Annotated in this window: 15 protein-coding genes; 7 read left to right on the forward strand and 8 right to left on the reverse strand. The window is 70.0% G+C overall.

Going from position 1 to position 17,463, the window contains the following annotated elements; translation table 11 throughout:
- Positions 1-4: 4 nt before the first annotated feature.
- The 4 genes from ACFQ2V_RS05715 to ACFQ2V_RS05730 form a co-directional block, all read right to left on the reverse strand.
- Complete coding sequence (locus ACFQ2V_RS05715; RefSeq protein ID WP_386051561.1) at positions 5-1,201, reverse strand: pilus assembly protein TadG-related protein; 1,197 nt, start codon at positions 1,199-1,201, stop codon at positions 5-7.
- Complete coding sequence (locus ACFQ2V_RS05720; protein ID WP_386051562.1) at positions 1,198-1,626, reverse strand: TadE/TadG family type IV pilus assembly protein; 429 nt, start codon at positions 1,624-1,626, stop codon at positions 1,198-1,200. Before ACFQ2V_RS05720 ends, ACFQ2V_RS05715 begins: the two co-directional genes overlap by 4 nt.
- A gap of 63 nt (positions 1,627-1,689) precedes the next feature.
- On the reverse strand, positions 1,690-1,866 hold the full coding sequence (locus ACFQ2V_RS05725; RefSeq protein ID WP_045190682.1) for a Flp family type IVb pilin: 177 nt from the start codon (positions 1,864-1,866) through the stop codon (positions 1,690-1,692).
- 303 nt (positions 1,867-2,169) lie between these two features.
- Positions 2,170-2,343, reverse strand: coding sequence for a Flp family type IVb pilin (locus ACFQ2V_RS05730; protein WP_386051564.1), 174 nt, complete (start codon positions 2,341-2,343; stop codon positions 2,170-2,172).
- A gap of 231 nt (positions 2,344-2,574) precedes the next feature.
- Between ACFQ2V_RS05730 and ACFQ2V_RS05735 the strand changes: the two genes are divergently transcribed.
- The gene (locus tag ACFQ2V_RS05735; RefSeq protein WP_386051566.1) at positions 2,575-4,029 is read left to right on the forward strand and encodes a hypothetical protein; all 1,455 of its coding nucleotides are present in this window, start codon (positions 2,575-2,577) and stop codon (positions 4,027-4,029) included.
- Between the two features lie 75 nt (positions 4,030-4,104).
- On the opposite strand, the gene ACFQ2V_RS05740 is transcribed toward ACFQ2V_RS05735, so the two are convergent.
- Positions 4,105-4,359: a hypothetical protein gene (locus tag ACFQ2V_RS05740; RefSeq protein WP_386051568.1), complete on the reverse strand. Its 255-nt coding sequence runs from the start codon at positions 4,357-4,359 to the stop codon at positions 4,105-4,107.
- Between the two features lie 219 nt (positions 4,360-4,578).
- On the opposite strand from ACFQ2V_RS05740, the gene nhaA reads away from it, so the two are divergent.
- The 5 genes from nhaA to ACFQ2V_RS05765 all read left to right on the forward strand — a co-directional run bounded on the left by nhaA (position 4,579) and on the right by ACFQ2V_RS05765 (position 9,674).
- Positions 4,579-5,958 carry a Na+/H+ antiporter NhaA gene (gene nhaA, locus ACFQ2V_RS05745; RefSeq protein WP_386051569.1) on the forward strand — a complete coding sequence of 460 codons (1,380 nt, stop codon included), beginning with the start codon at positions 4,579-4,581 and terminating at the stop codon, positions 5,956-5,958.
- Between the two features lie 114 nt (positions 5,959-6,072).
- Positions 6,073-6,576 carry a phage holin family protein gene (locus ACFQ2V_RS05750; RefSeq protein ID WP_386051571.1) on the forward strand — a complete coding sequence of 168 codons (504 nt, stop codon included), beginning with the start codon at positions 6,073-6,075 and terminating at the stop codon, positions 6,574-6,576.
- Positions 6,577-6,595: 19 nt separating this feature from the next.
- Positions 6,596-7,507: an alpha/beta fold hydrolase gene (locus tag ACFQ2V_RS05755; protein WP_386051572.1), complete on the forward strand. Its 912-nt coding sequence runs from the start codon at positions 6,596-6,598 to the stop codon at positions 7,505-7,507.
- 79 nt (positions 7,508-7,586) lie between these two features.
- Positions 7,587-8,336: a serine hydrolase gene (locus tag ACFQ2V_RS05760; protein WP_386051574.1), complete on the forward strand. Its 750-nt coding sequence runs from the start codon at positions 7,587-7,589 to the stop codon at positions 8,334-8,336.
- A 123-nt stretch (positions 8,337-8,459) separates the two neighbouring features.
- On the forward strand, positions 8,460-9,674 hold the full coding sequence (locus ACFQ2V_RS05765; protein ID WP_386051576.1) for a glycosyltransferase 87 family protein: 1,215 nt from the start codon (positions 8,460-8,462) through the stop codon (positions 9,672-9,674).
- On the opposite strand, the gene ACFQ2V_RS05770 is transcribed toward ACFQ2V_RS05765, so the two are convergent.
- A complete protein-coding gene (locus ACFQ2V_RS05770; protein WP_386051578.1) occupies positions 9,601-10,692 on the reverse strand; it encodes an acyltransferase family protein in 1,092 nt (363 codons plus the stop codon). The two genes, ACFQ2V_RS05765 and ACFQ2V_RS05770, sit on opposite strands and share 74 nt — an antisense overlap.
- A gap of 302 nt (positions 10,693-10,994) precedes the next feature.
- Between ACFQ2V_RS05770 and ACFQ2V_RS05775 the strand changes: the two genes are divergently transcribed.
- A complete protein-coding gene (locus ACFQ2V_RS05775; protein WP_386051580.1) occupies positions 10,995-14,888 on the forward strand; it encodes a S8 family serine peptidase in 3,894 nt (1,297 codons plus the stop codon).
- A gap of 93 nt (positions 14,889-14,981) precedes the next feature.
- Here the strand turns inward: ACFQ2V_RS05775 and ACFQ2V_RS05780 are convergent, their stop codons facing one another.
- On the reverse strand, positions 14,982-15,659 hold the full coding sequence (locus ACFQ2V_RS05780) for a response regulator (protein WP_386051582.1): 678 nt from the start codon (positions 15,657-15,659) through the stop codon (positions 14,982-14,984).
- Positions 15,656-17,362, reverse strand: coding sequence for a sensor histidine kinase (locus ACFQ2V_RS05785; protein ID WP_386051584.1), 1,707 nt, complete (start codon positions 17,360-17,362; stop codon positions 15,656-15,658). The genes ACFQ2V_RS05780 and ACFQ2V_RS05785 overlap by 4 nt, the downstream gene beginning before the upstream one ends.
- Positions 17,363-17,463 lie beyond the last annotated feature (101 nt).

Here is a 17,463-nt window from a genome sequence, read left to right on the forward strand (position 1 = left end):
GCTGTCAGCCGACGGGAACGACCTTGATGGCGCCCTTGCCGGAGCTGGTGCCGAGGGCGCTGTCGACCGGCATCATCGAGGAGGTGAACCAGCCCCAGATGCACTTGCTGCTGCACACGTTGAGCTCGTCCTTGTACACGGCGGCCGAGCCGCCGGCGGGTAGGCTGGAGTAGCCCGCCAGGAAGAAGGAGGCCACGCCGTCCATGGTGTAGACGCCGGACGTACCTGTGCCCGTGGCCGTGACGCTGATCGGGACGTAGACCTCTCTGCCGAGGTACTGGTTCAGGTTGGCCGAGCTCTTGCAGCCGTCCGGCACCGAGGCGCCCGTGTCGCCGGTGACGGTGGCATCGGCATTGACCGTCGTCACGCAGCCGGTCTCCTGGAGCCAGCCGAAGCCGCCCGGGTAGTACTGACCGTTCGCCTGTCGGCAGGCAGGGTCGACGTTGTTGGCGTCGGCGTGCGACTGGATCCCGACGACGTATCCGCCGTTCTTGATGCTGGTTGGCAAGCTCGTGGTGGACGACCCGGGGGCCGGCGAGTAGGCCGGGCTCGGCGCGTACTTCGTGCCGTTGGCCGTCATCTTCGTCCACTCGCAGTTGCCGATCGTCATCGGGAGCGTCTTGCCGGTGCCGGAGGGTGACCCCCACGCGGCCCTGCTGCACGCGGTGTACTGCTTGTCGGTGTAACCGGCGATCGCCGCCTTCGCGAAGAAGGAGGTGAGCACGTTCGGCGTCGAGCCGGTCGACTTCGTCTTAGTCCGCGTCTCGACATAAGGCACAGTCGGGTCCAGCCCGCTCGGTAGCGGGAGGCACGCGTCGAGGTCGGCGGCCGAGGCCGTGATGGTGCACGCGGGAAGAGTCGGGACGTTGCGGCCACAGATCAGTGGCTGGCTCGCGGCATTGGTGGCCGGCAGTGACTGCAGACCGTCGACCGAGTTGGCGCTGGCGAGACCTTCGAACGCGCTGGACGCGAGCAGGGCAGTGGAGCAGTCCGTCGAGACGGGAACCTTGGCGCAGCTCCTGGCGAGGGCCAGTGCCGCCGCGTCGGCGCCGTTCTGCAGCTGGCGCCTCTCGGCCATGATGTTGCCGACGTCGACGGTGAGGGCGAGCATCGCCATCACGACACCGCTGGCGAGCAGAATCGCTGCGATGGAGGCGACAGCGCCCTTCTCACGCTCGCGGCGTGAAGCTGCGCGGCTCATCCACCGCATCGCATGACTCCCGTCGACGAGATGACGTTCCCGCCGCCGAAGGACTTGCCGATGATCGACATCGCCGGCCCGAGGAGGATCCACTGGAACGGCGCGGTCACCTGCACCGAAGCGTCGGACGTGGCGCCCGTTGTACACGAGGCGATCACGCTGGCGGCCACCGCAGGGACGCCTGCTGCCGCATTCGTCGCCCTGGTGATGACGTCGGCGTTGGGCACCATGACGACAGCGGCCCTGGCGCCCTCGCGTGCGGCGTTGGTGACCTGGATCTGCGTGAAGAACGCGCGACCGAAGTCGACGATCCCAGCGATCACGAGGAAGAGGAGGGGAAACACGATGGCCAGCTCAACCGCGGCCGCCCCTCGCTCGCGAAGCGATCGCTGCGGTTGGGACCGCGGCCTGGGTGATGTGCTCATGTGTCTCCCCTCCTCTCTTGTGGTGTGGCCCGTGGGCCCTGCGGCTCTGGACCGCCCCGATCGTCAGATCTTGGTGGCGACGTTGTTGAACGTGTTGCCCGAGGCGCTACCGACCAGCGTCACGCCGGCGATGATGACGGCGGCGATGAGCGCGACCATCAGGCCGTACTCGACGGCGGTGGCGCCCTTGTCGCGGGAGACGTTGAGGCGGGTCTGGAGCTTGGCGATGAGCTTGGTCATTGGAGTTTCCCTTCACGGTTCGGGGCCACCCGGTGTGAGCCCCCACGCAGAAGGTAGGTGGGCTTGGGACCCCTTGTCTCAGAAATGGGCGAAAAGTCTTGCAACGATCAACCGGCGTGTCGCCTTGCGGATTTGTCCGGGACAAATTGCAACAAAACGGGGCACAGTACCCACGAGATCGTGGAAACTGCGCCCCGTCGTAGCCGCTGACTTGGGCTGAACAGACGCCCTCCTTGCGGCCGACTTGCAGAAACCTTGCAATCTTGCTGAAAACCAGCGCCCGCCCCCGCGGAGCAGGCTCCCTCAGATGGCGGTCGCGACGTTGTTGAACGTGTTGCCGCTGTTGGTGCCGATCAGAGTGACGCCGGCGATGATGACGGCCGCGATGAGCGCAACCATCAGGCCGTACTCGACGGCGGTGGCGCCCTCGTCACGCGAGGCGAGAACCGCGTGGATCTTGGCAGCTAGCTTGGTCATGGTGTGTCTCCTCCCAGGTGAGCTGCCCTGCGCAGCCCTCCGGGTGAGAAGGTAAGGGCTCAAAGCGGTCGTCGTACTTGAAATCGCAAAAACCAGCCCTATCACGCGAAACCGCCTGTACCGTCCAAATCGGACACATCCGAGGCCATCGATCCCGAGCGCTCGTGCCCCGATGCTGCGTGTTCGGAACCGCGAAACTGTCCACCGCAACCCACGTCGGCCAGGATCCACATGACGAGCACCATTGCGACACAGCCTGATTCGCGCCCGCACCGGTTGACGGCTGCGGATCTGGGGTGGCTGCCCGCCCTCGTTGTCGCGGGCCTTGCCAGCTATCTGGCGCCGCGCGTTCTCGTGGGGGCCGACACGAAGTGGATGGTCGCCCTGGGCGAACACGTCGCCGCTTCCGGTTCGGTTCCCACCGGCGTTCCGTTCGCCGCAGCCGACACCGCCGGCTGGCCGAACGTGCCCGCGCTGGGCGAGCTGCTGATGTATGCCGCCAACTCACTGTCGCCGGCAGCACTCCCCCTCGCGCTCATCGCCCTCGCCGCGACCACGCTCCTCGTGCTGGGTCGGGACGCGATGCGCGCGGGATCTCATCCAGCGGCTGCGGCCGGCGCAGTCGCTGTCGTAGGCCTCGGCATGCTGCCGGTCTTCGGCGTGGTCCGCGCGCAGATGCTCTCCCTCGTCCCCTACGCACTGCTGGTCCTGCTGCTCCGGAAAGAGACGAGGAGGCCGTCGCAGCACATCTGGCTGGTGGTCCCGCTCATCGCAGTCTGGGGCAACCTGCACGGCGGCGTGCTCGTGGGTGTCGCCCTCACGGGGTGCTACCTGGCGCTGTCTCGCCTCCGCACCAGTCCTGTGACCGCGCTCCTCGTCGGCGGCGCCACGCTCCTGTCGGTCTGGGTCAACCCAGCACTCTTCAGAACGTGGCACTACTACCTGGGGGTGCTCTCCAACGAGGCGGCCCGACGCGGCACCGAGCTGTGGGCGCGGCCCGACCTCCGGTCGACGTTCGACCTGCTCATGGTCCTGGCAGCCATCGCGCTGGGCATCGCGGCCGTGCTCAAGGGTCGCCTCCGGATGTGGGAGCTCTGCGCCGTGCTGGGCATGAGCGTGGCCACGGCCACGTCCGCCAGGCACGGGATGTGGCTGCTGCTCTTCCTCCTCGGCCCAGCCGCTCTGGGACTCACGGCCTTGATCCGGCGGCTGGAGGCTGCTGCGCCGGCGCCGTCGCACGGGACCAGCCCCGACCGTCGAGGGGCAGGTGGAGCACGGCGGGGGCCACGGCTGCTGATCCGAGCCACCACTCTCGGACTCGCTGCGGTGGCCGCGATCACCCTGCTCGGCCGTGGGCCAGCCCTGGCCGGACCTGTCGACGCCGTGGACACGATCAGGTCTCTCGCCGGAGACCGAGTCGTCCTTGCCCCGGAACCGTTGGCCGAGGACCTCGCGGCGGCCGGCGTCACCGTCTGGGCGAGCAATCCGATCGACGCCTTCCGACCCGAGGACCAGGCCGCCTACCTCGACGTGTGGCTCGGGCGCCAGGGCGGCCGTCGTGCGATCGAGGCGTCCAGCATGGTCGTCGCCGCGCCCACTTCGCCGGCGTACGGTCTGGCGGTCCAGGCGGGCTGCACGGAAGCGACCAGGACCACGGCCTTGGCGGTGCTCGACTGCCAGGACTGAGCACCGACACGAGGGATGCCGGGCCGACATGTCGGCCCGGCATCCCAGGTGCGGTCCTGCACGTGCACGCGGAACTCACGCGCTGCGGTGACGCCCTGCACTCCGACTGGCGCGACGCAGGCGTCGGAGGGCACTCGGGAACTTGCGCGAGCTCCCGTCGGAACCGCTCGCGCGCAGTTCCCGCAACATCTCCGCGGGCGTCGCCGGCGGCCACTCGGCCGCACGCACGTCGCGCGTGTCCATCTCGTATGCCGTCCAGCCGACCTCGTCGCGATAGCGCAGCTGCCCCTTGCCCACGTAGTACCAGCCAGGCTCGGTGTTTGCACCCATGTCATTCCCCCCAACTGTGTGATCTTCGGGATCTCTCCCGCCCCGCCACCAAATGTACGGACGCGGACGGCCTTCCACGGGCGATGTCCTGTTAGTCCGAATTGCCCGTGTCACAAGGCCTCTAGGTAGACTGCAGGCGCCCAAAGGAAGTTCGTCTGGGCTGGGTGTGCCGGGAAGTCTGGTCGGCGTTCGATACCCATGCGCCCGAAGGGAACACCCATGGCGAGCGATCCGCCCGCGAAGCCGACCACCCACTCCCCCCTCGATGGGCGAACACCGCGACGCGAGCGCCTGCTGGGACGCGGCACGTGGCGCGAGGCGAAGTACGTCGCAGAGCTCCTGCGCGCCGAGACCGTGGGCGGAGCGATCCTGCTCGTCGCAGCAGTTGCCGCTCTCGCCTGGGCGAACTCGCCGTGGCGCAATGGCTACGCGTCGCTGCGGGACACCGTCGTCGGACCTTCCGCCCTCCACCTGGACCTCTCCCTCGGGACATGGGCGGCAGACGGCCTTCTCGCCGTGTTCTTCCTGGTCGCCGGGATAGAGCTGAAGCGCGAGTTCGTGGCCGGCGACCTGTCAGACCGCCGCAAGGCAGCCCTCCCCATCGCGGCAGCGGTGTGCGGCGTGGTCCTGCCGGCAGGCCTCTTCGTCGTCACGGCGACGCTCGTGTCCAACGGAGACAGCGCTGGCGAGCTGGGCGGCATACTGCGCGGGTGGGCGATCCCCACAGCCACGGACATCGCCTTCGCCCTCGCGGTCCTCGCCGTCATCGGGACCCACCTGCCGAGCGCCCTACGGTCGTTCCTGCTGACCCTCGCCGTCGTCGACGACCTGATCGCCATCACGATCATCGCCGTGTTCTACACCGCGTCGGTGAACCTCCTCTGGCTCCTGGCGGCGGCGGTTCCACTCGTGGTGTGGCGGCTCCTGCTGAAGGCCAGAGTCACCAACCCCCTTGTCCTGGCAGCTCCGGCCGTTCTCGCCTGGGTGTGCGTCCACTCGAGTGGCGTGCACGCGACGGTGGCCGGAGTGCTCCTGGGTCTGCTCGTACCGGTGAACCGTGAGGTCGAGGAAGCCCCCGACCGGCACTCGCTAGCCGAGCGCATGGAACACCGGATCCGCCCCTTCTCGGCGGGCTTCGCCGTCCCGGCCTTCGCCTTCTTCGCCGCCGGCGTGACCGTCGTGGGAGGCGGCCTCGCGGCCGCCAGCCGCGATCCAGCCGCGATCGGCGTCACGGTGGGTCTCGTCGCGGGCAAGGCGGTCGGCGTGATGGGAGGCACCTGGGCCGTCGCCCGTTTCACCCGCGCCGAGCTGGACGAGGACCTCTCGTGGACGGACGTTCTCGGCCTGTCGCTTCTCGCCGGCGTCGGGTTCACCGTGAGCCTCCTCGTCGGTGAGCTGGCCTTCGGTCCCGGATCCGAGCGCGACGACCACGTCAAGCTGGCCGTCCTGGGCGGCAGCCTCGTCGCGGCGCTGCTCGCGAGCGTGGTTCTGAGAGCGCGCAACCGCCACTACCGGCTCGTCGAGGCACGCGAGACCGCGGACCGCGACGACGACGGCATCCCCGACGTCTACGAGACCCAGCCTCGGGATCCGGCCTGATGTCCCCTGCCGCGCACCTTCGGGTAAGGGGCTCGCAGTAGGGTGGCAACCGGTGGACGCGCCCGCGCAGTCGCCATCCAGACATTCGCCATCGAGAACCGAGGAAGTGAGCCGATGAGCACGGATCCCCGGCAGGAGCGGACGCTCGGCCAGCTGGTCGCGTCTGCGTCGCAGGACATCTCGACGCTCGTGCGCAGCGAGATCGCCCTGGCCAAGGCTGAGGTCTCGGTGCAGGTCAAGAAGGCGGGCATCGGTGGCGGGCTGCTCGCCGCCGCGGGCGTCATCGTCTTCTACGCCGTCTACTTCATCTTCATCACCATCGCCGAGGGCATCGAGGCGCTCGGCCTTCCTCGCTGGCTCAGCCTCCTCATCGTCACCGTCTTCATGCTGGTCGTCGCCGGCGTTCTCGCCCTGCTCGGCATCCGCAAGATGAAGACCGTCAAGCCGACGCCGGAGAAGACGATCGCCGAGGCGCAGACGACCGTCGCCGCCCTCAAGTCGGCCACCGAGCACCCCGGCACGGTCGTGCCGGCTCCGCGTCCGGAGTGGGACCGCAAGGACATCCCCGCCTCGGCGACCGCCCCCACGGCGCAGCCCGATCCGTCCCGCGACGCCTGAGTCCCGACCGACCCCTCCCATGTCCGTCGACGCTGCCTTCGTCAACATCGACGGCCCCTGGGAGCACCGCTACGTCTCGGCGAACGGTGCGCGCTTCCACGTCGCCGAGCTCGGCGAGGGTCCGCTCGTGCTCCTGCTGCACGGCTTCCCCCAGTTCTGGTTCACGTGGCGTCACCAGATGGTCGCGCTCGCCGCGGCCGGCTACCGCGTCGCCGCCATGGACCTCCGCGGCTACGGCGGCTCCGACAAGCCCCCGCGCGGCTACGACACGTACATGGCGACGCTCGACACGGCCAGCGTCATCCGCGCCCTGGGAGAGAAGGACGCCGTCGTCATGGGTCAGGGCCTCGGCGGCTGGGTGGCCTGGTGCATGCCGGTGCTGCGTCGCGACGTGACGCGCGCGATCGCCTCGCTGTCCATGCCGCATCCGAGGGTGATGCGGCACGCGACGTGGACCGACCCTGAACAGCGCCGGGCCTCGTCGTGGATCGCCGCCCTCCAGAAGCCGTTCGTGCCCGAGCGCGAGATGGCGAAGTCGCACGACTACGTCGAGAACCTCCTCTGCTCGTGGGCCTCTCCGTTCGGCACGTTCCCCCAGTCGGAGGACGTCGCGCGGTACGGCGACGCCATGATGATCCCGTTCGTCGCCCACTCGGCGGCCGAGCACTACCGCTGGCTCGGGCGTTCGTCGATCCGCCCCGACGGACCCCTGTTCATGCGGCGCATCCGCCACGCGATCCGCGTGCCGGTGCTGCAGCTGCAGGGCACCGACGACGGCTGCGTCATCGCCGCCGCGACCCACGGTTCCGGGGCCTTCGTGCCCGGCGACTACCGCCAGGTCAAGATCCCCGGCGCCGGCCACTTCCTCACCGAGGAAGCCCCCGACCCCGTCAACGCAGCCCTCATCAAGTGGCTCGGATCCCTTGGCTGACATGGATTTCGAGCTTCCACACGCCGGCGGGGTCACATGGTCGGTCTGCGTCCGTGACGGATCAGGTATGCCGCTGGGCGTGGCTGGAACCGTCGAGCCGTTGCGCACGGCATCCGTCGGCAAGGTGCTCCTCCTCGTGGAGACGGCGCGGGCGATCGCTGCCGGCGAGCTGTCGCCGGACGAGCCCCTGACCCGGACCGTCGACCTCTGGGTCGGAGACTCCGGCCTGTGGCACACCCTCTCCGTAGAGACACTGCCCTTGGTGGACGTGGCGGCCCTCGTCGGCGCCGTCTCCGACAACCTCGCGACGAACGTCCTGCTCCGGCGGGTCGGTCTGGCCGAGGTCGCCGCACGAGCCACCTCGCTCGGGCTCCGGGCAACGGCGCTTCACGACCAGGTCCGCGACGTCCGAGAGGCCGACCACCCGGCCACCCTCTCGACGGGTACGGCCGCCGAGCTGAGCAGCCTCATGAGCCGACTGGCCAGTGGCACGGCGGCGGGCCACGAGGCGGACCAGCTCGTCCGCCAGTGGCTGTCGGCCAACGTCGACCAGTCGATGGTGGGATCGGCCCTCGTCGAGCAGGGGGGCCTCGACCCGATCGCCCACCATGCCTCGCTGGCCCAGCCGACGACCTTCTGGAACAAGACGGGCACCGACGCCGGAGTCCGCGCCGACGTGGGCGCGGTGACCATCGGCGACCGGACCGTGACCTGGGCGGCCATCGCCAACTGGGACCCCGCCCCCGGCACGACCCTCGACCACCTGACGGTCTGGGCGGTGCTGCGCGGGATGCGCCACATCGGCGAGCAGGTTCTCACCCAGCTCTGAGCGCGCAGTCGTGGGCCGAATGTTCCGATTGGGCGTATTTTCGATCCCGGCTCCATGAGAATGGCCGAGGTGGTCGGACACCACCGGGCTGGATCCGCCAGCCGCCTCGCGAACGGGATGAGCATGCAGATCGCCATGTCACGGCCGGTGACGCGCCTCGTGACGGTGCTCGCCATCGTCGTGACCGCCATGTTCGGCTGGGTGCAGTGGCGCACCGTCGACACCGGCATCTGGGTCGACCTCGACGTCTACGTGATGGGCGCACGCACGCTCCTGGACGGTGGAGACCTGTATGCCGTCGCGTCGGGCGTGGACCTCAGGTTCACCTACTCCCCCTTCGCCGCGGCGGTGTTCGTCCCGTTGGCACTGTTGCCGGTCGGCGCGGCCCGGTTCGTCCTGACCGCCGCGTCGGCGGCTGCCCTCGCAATCGTCATCACCGTCGTCGCGCGACGCCTCGAGCTGCGCCCTGCCTCCATCGCCTGGCTCGTCGTGGCGACGGCTGCGCTCGAGCCGATCATGCGGAACCTGCTGTTGGGCCAGGTCAACCTCATCCTGATGGCGATGGTGGTCATCGACCTCCTCGTCCTCCCCACGCGTCGGCGCGGCTTCCTCATCGGCATCGCCGCCGGGATCAAGCTGACCCCGGCCGTCTTCGTCGTCTACTTCCTCCTCAAGCGCGACTGGGCCTCACTCGTGCGTACGGGCATCGGCTTCGCCGCATCGGTGGCGGTCGGTTGGCTTGTCGCGCCCGCGGCGAGTGCGTCCTTCTGGGGAGGCGGGTTCCTCGGGCTGTCCAAGTTCGGCTCCGACGCCGTCGTCGGCACCGACAACCAGTCGTTGCTGGCGGCAGCGCTACGGCTGCTCGGCCGTCCTGAGCTCCCACTCGTCGCCCAGGCGGCCCTGGCCCTGGCCGGGGTGGCGCTCGGCGCGGCGGCTGCGCGGCACAGCCTGCGCCAACGCGGGCCGGGTGCAGAGGTGTCGGCCGTCGTCTGGATCGCCTTCGGCGGACTGCTCGGGTCGCCGGTGTCGTGGAGCCACCACTGGGTCTGGGTCATCGTCGTCCTGGCGGTGTTCGCCGCCCGTCGACAGGCCGTGCGAGCGGCCCTGGTCCTGTTGCTCTTCTGGTATCCCATCATCTGGATGACCTACACGGAGCAACCCTTCGGCGAGCTCACCTTCCCGTGGTGGAAGGCGGCGCTTTCCTGCGTCTACGTCATCGTCGGCCTGGCCATCCTGATTCGCGAGGCCACGCGTTCGGTCGCCCCTACTCGAGCGCAGCGGGTGCCGGGTCACCGAGCATCCCAGGAGCAGTCCGAGCGCGTACCCAGCGTTCCTTGACCCGTGCCGCGGGCTCCTCGACGAGTCGCCGCGTCAGCTCGGCCAGGGCGAGCGCTGTAGGGAGCGCGAAAGCAGCGACACCGAGGCTGCCGAGGTGCCAGACGTCGGCGGCCAGCACCACGAGCGGGAGATGCCACAGGTACAGCGAGTAGCTCACCAGGCCGAGCCATACCAACGGTCGGAACGCCAGGAGCCGACTCAGGGCGCCCTCACCATGGCCAGTCACGTGAGCGATCACCAGGACAGCCACGCACACCGCCGCGGGGATGTCGGCGTCGCCGGGTAGCCATCGGAGCACGGCGCCTGTGATGACGATCCCCACAACCAGGACGGCTCCGAGCGCCAACCAGCGCCGGACGGCATACGCCTGACCGCCCCATCTGCCGACCGCCAGCGCAGAGCCGACAAGCAGCCCGAACCCGCGCGTAACTGGACCGAACTCCGCGAAGAGCGTGCCTGCTGTCAGCACGTACAGGAGGAGCATCACCACAGCCAACCCGAGCAGCGCCCGCAACAGGACGCGTGGCTGTGACCGCCTGCGAAGGACCAGGACGAGCACCAGAGGGAAGACGAGGTAGAACTGCTCCTCCTGACCCAGTGACCAGAGGTGACTCAGCGCGCCTGCGGCGCCTGTCGGGAGCACCCCCAGGCCGACGATGAGCAGATTCCACGTGTAGGTGGCGGCCGCTACCCACACGGTCGTCAGCTGCTCCAGAGTCACGCCACGCGACACCCAGACGGGGGTCGCCAGGATGTAGGCGGCGAGCACGACTGCGAGGGGCGGCCCCAAGCGCAGCAGCCGACGGAGGTAGAACGCCCTGAGGTCGATGCGCCCCCGAGCCGTCCACTCCCGCAGCAGGATCGTCGTGATCAGGTAGCCGCTGAGGACGAAGAACACGTCGACGCCGACTCGGCCGGCGGTGAATCCGGGCACGACGTGAGCGCAGACGACGAGCGCCACAGCGATCCCCCGCAGGCCGTCCAGCGCCGGGACATACGGCATGCTCCCCGATCTCACGCCGGAAGGTTACGGGCGCTGGTGCCCATGAGGCGTGAAATGCGAATTTTGGGTGTAAAGGACTTCTGTCGCATGCAGACACGGGCGCGGTGTACCGCACAGGCCCCGGGCCAAATGTCTGAACGCCTGACCCCAACGGCAGCCCGGCACGCGGACTACCGCGGGAAGGACCGCTCGCGCCCGCAGCTGCTCGTATCTCAGCAGGTCTCCGTCTCGGTCCAGCTCGTGCGTGATCAGGCCGTCACGGCGTCGTCCGGTCTGTCATGATTCGCTCGCCAGACCACTTATCACAGGGGACCTCCATGCTCAGTCGCCGTCCTTTCGCGGCGGCCCTGACGCTTGCGCTCGTCGCACCCGTCACGGCCTTGTCCACCACCTCCGCCTCCGCGGCACCCACGTCCTCGGTCGCTGCCGCCGCCAAGCCGACTGCGAAGCACCTGCCGCGGCCGACCCGGCAGGGGAAGGAGCAGCAGGCTCACGACCCGCACACGGTGCTCGTGAAGTTCAAGAAGAATGCGTCGAAGGCCGTGCGCGACAAGGCCGCGAAGAGCCGGGGCGGCCGCCAGGCCGAGGCGCTCGAGGGCACCGACTTCGTCAAGGTCACGACCACCGGAAACGCCGACGAGCTCGCGAGCCGGCTGAGCGCCGACCCCGCCGTCGCCGACGTCACGCTCGACTACATCCGCGAGACCAACGCGACGCCGAACGACCTGGGTTACGCGTCCGGCGACCAGGACTACCTCAAGACGGTGCGTATGCCGTCCGCCTGGGACCGCTCGAAGGGCTCGCTATCGCAGGTGGTCGCCGTCGTCGACACCGGCGTCAACGGCAAGCACCCCGACCTCCTCGGCCGCACGGTGTCCGGCTTCAACTTCGTCAGCAACGTCGGCATCGTCACGGGGTCGGCGAGCGACAACAACGGGCACGGGTCGATGGTCGCGGGCATCGTCGCCGCGCAGACCAACAACACCGAAGGCATCGCCGGGGTCGCCTGGAACGCAAGGGTCATGCCCGTCAAGGTGCTCAACTCGGCGGGCCAGGGCACCGACTCCAACATCATCAAGGGCATCAGGTGGGCCGTCGACCACGGCGCGCGCATCGTCAACCTGTCGCTCGGGGGACCCGACGACAGCCCTGCCCTGCACGACGCCGTGAAGTACGCCGTCGGCAAGGGTGCGGTCGTCGTCGTGGCGGCTGGCAACTCCGGCTCGGACGAGCCCGAGTACCCAGCGGCATACCCCGAGGCGATCGCGGTCGGCGCGACCGACAACGCGGGCCGCCTGGTCGACTTCAGCACGCACGGCTCGTGGGTCGACGTCGCGGCGCCGGGCTGGGACATCCTCTCGACCCGTCTGACCGAGCAGGGCACCGGCACCTACTACTTCGGCAGCGGCACCTCGTTCTCGGCACCGATCGTCTCGGGCATCGCCGCGCTGGTGCGCACACAGAACCCGCGCCTCACTCCGGCGCAGGTCGCGGCACGCCTGCGGTCGACGGCTCGCGACGCCGGGCCGCGGGGCATCGACCCCTTCTACGGCGCCGGCATCGTCGACGCGACGAGCGCGCTCGGGGGTGGCTGGGCGGGCGACTTCGGCCAGCCGGCATCCGGGGCCGACGAGCCCAACGACGTCCCCGCGCGAGCCACCCCCCTGAGCGTCACGGCGCAGGGCATCACCGGCGTCGAGGGCGACGTGGACTGGTTCCGCTACGACTCCCCCAGCCAGCGCACGACACGAGTCACCCTGACGCCGCCGGCGGACGACACGAACCTGCCGCAGAACATGGACCCGGTGCTCGCGGTCTACGACCAGAACCTCAGGCTGGTGGCCCAGGCCGACCAGGGGGCCGAGGGCGTCGCCGAGTCCGTGTCGCTCCGCATGGGCGGCACCTACTACGTGAGCGTCCGCAACTTCAACGGCTCACGCGTCCCCGACCGGCCCTACACGCTCACGGTCCAGCCGGGCAGCGCGGGCGTTCTCAACGCCGGTACGCCCGTGGCGTCGTCGGGCGGCTACCGGCCCCTCGAGCTCGGGGACGTCGACGGCGACGGTCGCAAGGACCTCGTCGCCGGGGTCGGCTCCGGGGCCGGCGGGCAGCTGCACGTGCGTCGCGGACTCGCGAGCGGACTCGCCGCACCGGTCGTCTACTCGACCTCCGGCTCGTCGCTCGTGCGCAGCATCTCGCTCGCCGACGTCGACGGAGACAACCTCCTGGATGTCGTCGTCGCCACCGACACCGGTATCCAGGTCTTCCCGCAGACCGCGGCGCACACGCTCGGCGCGCCCCAGGTCGTCGCCGACACCACGGGCTCGACGCTCGTCAAGGCCGTCGACCTCGACGGTGACGGCCGGGTCGACATCGTCCAGGGCACCGCAACCGACGTCGCGGCGTTGATGGCGCAGCCGGACGGTTCCTGGGTTCGCACCGTCATCGACACCGAGCCGGCAACCGAGCTCGAGGTGGGCGACCTCGACGACGACGGCCGTCCCGACGTCGCGACCGACAACGGCTCCGCGCTGCACGTGCTGCGCAACACCGCGGCCGGCTGGACGCGGGCCGTCACGAACCTGCTCACGGACTTCCCGGCCAGCGGCATCGAGGTCGCGGACGTCAACGGCGACGGCCGCGCCGATCTCGCCGCGGTGACGGGCGGCAACTCGCCCTCCGCGAGACTGCTCGTCTGGCACCAGAACGCGGACGGCTCTCTGGCTCCTGCCGTGGTCTCGGGCATGCCCGACATCCCCGGCCCGCTCGAGGCCGCCGACCTCACCGGGGACGGCCGGCTCGACCTGGTCGACGCCCACGACTCCTGGAGCACCGCCAGCGTCATGGAGCAGCGCCCCGACGGCACGCTGATGCCGGCGAGCACGTCGCCGATGAGCTCGAGCCTGCCCCTCGACCCCTCCGGGCTGGTGCTCGGTGACGTCACCGGCGACGGCCGCACCGACGCAGTCGTCGGCACGCAGACCGGCTACGAGGTGCTGGCCAACGCAGGCGGCCCGACGGTGCCCGGCGAGCAGCTGTGGGTGCGCAGTGCGGCTCCTGCGGACTTCGGCGGTTCGGCCGTCACGACGGCGCCGAGCGTCACGTTCGTCCGCGACGTCGTGCCCGCCTCGGTCACCGCGTCGACGGTGGGAATCCTCGACGGCAAGACCGGGGCCCGCGTCCCGGCCGCCGTGACCTACGACCCTGCGACGCGCGCGGCGACCATCACGCCCGCGGCCCCGCTCTTCGACAACGCGCCCTACCGGCTCCTCGTCTCGGGGGTGATGGACTCGTCGGGCAACACCATGACGACCCCGTTCACCTCGACCTACCGCACGACCGACGCTGCACCGCCGGCGGTCGGCGGCTTCAAGGCGACCGGCGCCTACCGTTCCGCCACCCTGACCTGGACGGCCCCGGCCATCCACGACCTCGACCGCTACATCGTCCGCATGGCAACGGGATCCACCGCCCCCGGTTCGGTGTCGACGGGCACGAGCGCCTACTCCGGCACCGGCACGAGCGTCACGCTCGGCCTCACGGAGGGCGCGACGTACAGCTTCCGGATCTGGCCGAAGGACCGCACCGGCCACTACGGCCCGTCGTCGGCGGTGACGATCGCCGGCACCAACGAGTCGATGACGTCCAACGTCACGTCCCTCACCAGCGGGGGAACCGTCACGGTGAGCAGCCGGCTGACGCGGAACGTCACGGGCAGCGCCGTCGCCGGCGTCCCGGTGCAGCTCTACGTGCGCCGGGCCGGCACCACGGCCTGGGTGCTGCTGACGACGCGTACGTCGAGCTCGACCGGCACGGTCTCCTTCGCGCACAAGCCGGCCGCGTCCGTGGACTACTGGTGGGTCTACCGCGGTTCGACGACCTTCGTCGGCTCCGGCAGCGCCGTCCGCCGGGTCGGCGTGCGGGCGGCGGTGACGAGCAACCTCAGCCGCACGACGCTCCCTCTCGGCAGCACGTTCAGCCTGTCCGGGTCCGTCGCCCCTTCGCACGCCGGCCGCACCGTCTACGTCCAGCGCTACGCCGGCAACAACGCGTGGACCACCGTGACGAGCCGGGCCCTCTCATCCTCGAGCACGTACGCGTTCACGGTCAGGCCCACGGCGCGCGGCACCTTCACCTACCGCGTCCACCTCCCGGCCGACACCGACCACCTGGCGTCCTACGGTCCCAACCGCGCCGTAAAGGTCAGCTGACGGGCTGCACGACACCCGAGCAGGTATGCCGCAGGGCACCGCCCACATGGAGGGTGCCGTGCGGCGTATGGCCAGGTCGTCCGTGACAGTCGCTCAGGCGCGGCGGTAGCGACGCTCGGGCCGACCGGTCGTGCCGTACCGCAGGGACACCACGACCTGGCCATTCGACGCGAAGTACTCGAGGTAGCGCCGCGCACTGACCCGCGAGATCCCCACGAGCTCAGCGCATTCCGTCGCCGACAACGTGCCGTCCGCCTCACGCAGCGCCGCCGCAACGGACTCGGCCGTCTCGGCACCCAGGCCCTTGGGCAGTGGCGCGGACGCACGCGCCGGCCCGGACGGCCCTGAGGTGAAAGCCGCGTCGATCTGCTCCTGCGTCAGGTCGTCGTCTGCCGGCGCACGCATGCGATCGGCCGCATACGCCTGGAGCCGCTGCTCGAGGTCGGGGAAGGCGAACGGCTTGAGCACGTAGCCGACGACACCCTCACGGACCGCGCGGCGCACCGACTCGGCCTCCTTTGCCGCCGTGATGACGAGGACGTCGCACGTCGCCCCCGCCGCGCGCAGCCGGCTGACGAGGTCGAGCCCGAACGTGTCCGGCAGGTAGAGGTCGAGCAGGACGAGGTCAGGGTCGAGCTCCGCGACGAGCTGGAGCGCCTCCGCCCCGGACCGCGCTGTGCCGACGACCTCGAAACCGTCTACCCGCTCGACGAACCCGCGATGGATGCGCGCCACCATGAAGTCGTCGTCGACGACGAGCACGCGGATCATCCAGCCTCCTTGCCGAGAGGTGCCCCGGCCTCGACGGTGAGGCGGGCCACGAAGCGGGCGCCGTCGGGGGTGTTGTCGACGTCCACCTCGCCGCCCCGACGCTGGCAGATCAACCGCGTGAGCGCCAGTCCGATACCCCGCTCGCCGGCCTGTGCCGCCTTCGTCGTGAAGCCGTGCGTGAAGACCTCGGTGACGACCTCCGGCGCAACCCCCGGGCCCGAGTCCACGACGCTGACCTCGACTGCCGAGGCGTCCTGACGGATGGTCAGCTCGACCCACCGCTCCGACCCCACCGAGGATGCGGCGGCGTCGATCGCGTTGTCGACGAGGTTGCCGACCACCACCGACACGTCGGCGGAGTCGCGCTGCGTCAGCCGCCCGAGCGAGGTCTCATCGGACACCCGAAGCTCCACGCGCCGCTCAGTGGCCTGGGCGGCCTTGGCCATGAGCAGTGCCGCGAGCGCCGTGTCGCGGACGCGGCGCGACACCGCGAGGTCGAGCTGCGCGCGGTGCTGGCTCACCGAGTCGACGAAGCCCACGACCTCGTCGTACTCGCCGAGCTGGATGAGGCCCGAGATGGTGTGCAGCTGGTTGGCGAACTCGTGGGCCTGCGCCCGCAGCAGCTCTGTGGTGCTGCGGAACGAGCCCAGCTCGCGCTCGAGGTCGGCCAGCTCGGTGCGGTCGCGAAGGGTCGTCACCGAGCCGAGCGGCCGGCCGTCCTTGCTCACCTCCATGCGGTTCATGACGAGCACCCGGCCACGACGGAGCACCACCTGGTCGCGCGGCACCTCCGCGCCGCCGTCGACCGGCTGCGCGGAGGCGCCGCTCTCGCCCACGCCACGCAGCACGTCGCGCAGGCGCGGCCCGATCGGAAGGTCCTCGAGACGCATCCCGACAACGCGTTCCGGCAGGTCGAGCAGACGCTGGGCGACGTTGTTCACCAAGGTGATCCGCTCATTCGTGTCCAGCGCGACCACGCCCTCCGCAAGGCCGAAGAGCATCGCCTCGCGGCTCTCGGCGAGGCCGGTGATCTCGGCCGGCTCGAGCCCCAGCGTCTGACGTCGGATGCGACGCGACAGCAGCCACGACCCCAGCCCGCCCACCACCAGCGCGAGGCCGAGGTAGGTCGGCAGGTAGGCCGACGCACCTTGCAGGCGGTCGAGCGCCGACGGCATGTGCACGGCGATCATGACGGTGCCCAGCTGCGTACCGACCGGGAGCTGAGGACCCTCCAGCGACGGGTCGGGCACGTACAGCAGCGGGCTCTGCGCGACGATCATCCGCTCACCCCGCACGTCCATGACGCCCGTCCAGCTCGCGCCGTCGGCGACAGCAGGCGACCCGAGGGGGATCGGAGCGCGCTCCAGCGTCGGATCGGACGACACGCGTACCACCTCGTCGGCGTCGGCCACCGTCATCGACGTCACGCTGTACTGCGTGACGATCGACTGCATCAGCGAGGGGAGGACGTTGATCACGCCACCCGGCGCCATCTCGGTGCGCACGATCGGGGTGCTCGCCATCTGCTCGGCGATCGCCGACATCCGCCGCCCCTCGGTGCGCGTGAACGTCGCCTCCGACTGCGCCAGCGAGACGAAGCCGACCGCGACGAGGATCCCGACGAGTATGAGCACCTGGACGGCGAACAGCTGCCCGGTGAGGGTCAGCCGACCGAACCACCGGCCGCTGCTCTGCCTGACCACAACGAACTCAACCTTCATTGGTGACACAAGGGGGACACCCGGCATCGGGTGCGGGCACGATCATGCCGTTCCAGCCCATGAATGCGAAAGAGATCTCACCG

Source organism: Terrabacter terrigena, assembly GCF_042676085.1.
GTDB classification, from domain to species: domain Bacteria; phylum Actinomycetota; class Actinomycetes; order Actinomycetales; family Dermatophilaceae; genus Terrabacter; species Terrabacter terrigena.

Coding starts and splice junctions, on each gene's coding strand:
- ACFQ2V_RS05715 (WP_386051561.1), bottom strand. CDS start 1,201: ATGAGCCGCGCAGCTTCACGCCGCGAGCGTGAGAAGGGCGCTGTCGCC.
- ACFQ2V_RS05720 (WP_386051562.1), bottom strand. CDS start 1,626: ATGAGCACATCACCCAGGCCGCGGTCCCAACCGCAGCGATCGCTTCGC.
- ACFQ2V_RS05725 (WP_045190682.1), bottom strand. CDS start 1,866: ATGACCAAGCTCATCGCCAAGCTCCAGACCCGCCTCAACGTCTCCCGC.
- ACFQ2V_RS05730 (WP_386051564.1), bottom strand. CDS start 2,343: ATGACCAAGCTAGCTGCCAAGATCCACGCGGTTCTCGCCTCGCGTGAC.
- ACFQ2V_RS05735 (WP_386051566.1), top strand. CDS start 2,575: ATGACGAGCACCATTGCGACACAGCCTGATTCGCGCCCGCACCGGTTG.
- ACFQ2V_RS05740 (WP_386051568.1), bottom strand. CDS start 4,359: ATGGGTGCAAACACCGAGCCTGGCTGGTACTACGTGGGCAAGGGGCAG.
- nhaA (WP_386051569.1), top strand. CDS start 4,579: ATGGCGAGCGATCCGCCCGCGAAGCCGACCACCCACTCCCCCCTCGAT.
- ACFQ2V_RS05750 (WP_386051571.1), top strand. CDS start 6,073: ATGAGCACGGATCCCCGGCAGGAGCGGACGCTCGGCCAGCTGGTCGCG.
- ACFQ2V_RS05755 (WP_386051572.1), top strand. CDS start 6,596: ATGTCCGTCGACGCTGCCTTCGTCAACATCGACGGCCCCTGGGAGCAC.
- ACFQ2V_RS05765 (WP_386051576.1), top strand. CDS start 8,460: ATGCAGATCGCCATGTCACGGCCGGTGACGCGCCTCGTGACGGTGCTC.
- ACFQ2V_RS05775 (WP_386051580.1), top strand. CDS start 10,995: ATGCTCAGTCGCCGTCCTTTCGCGGCGGCCCTGACGCTTGCGCTCGTC.
- ACFQ2V_RS05780 (WP_386051582.1), bottom strand. CDS start 15,659: ATGATCCGCGTGCTCGTCGTCGACGACGACTTCATGGTGGCGCGCATC.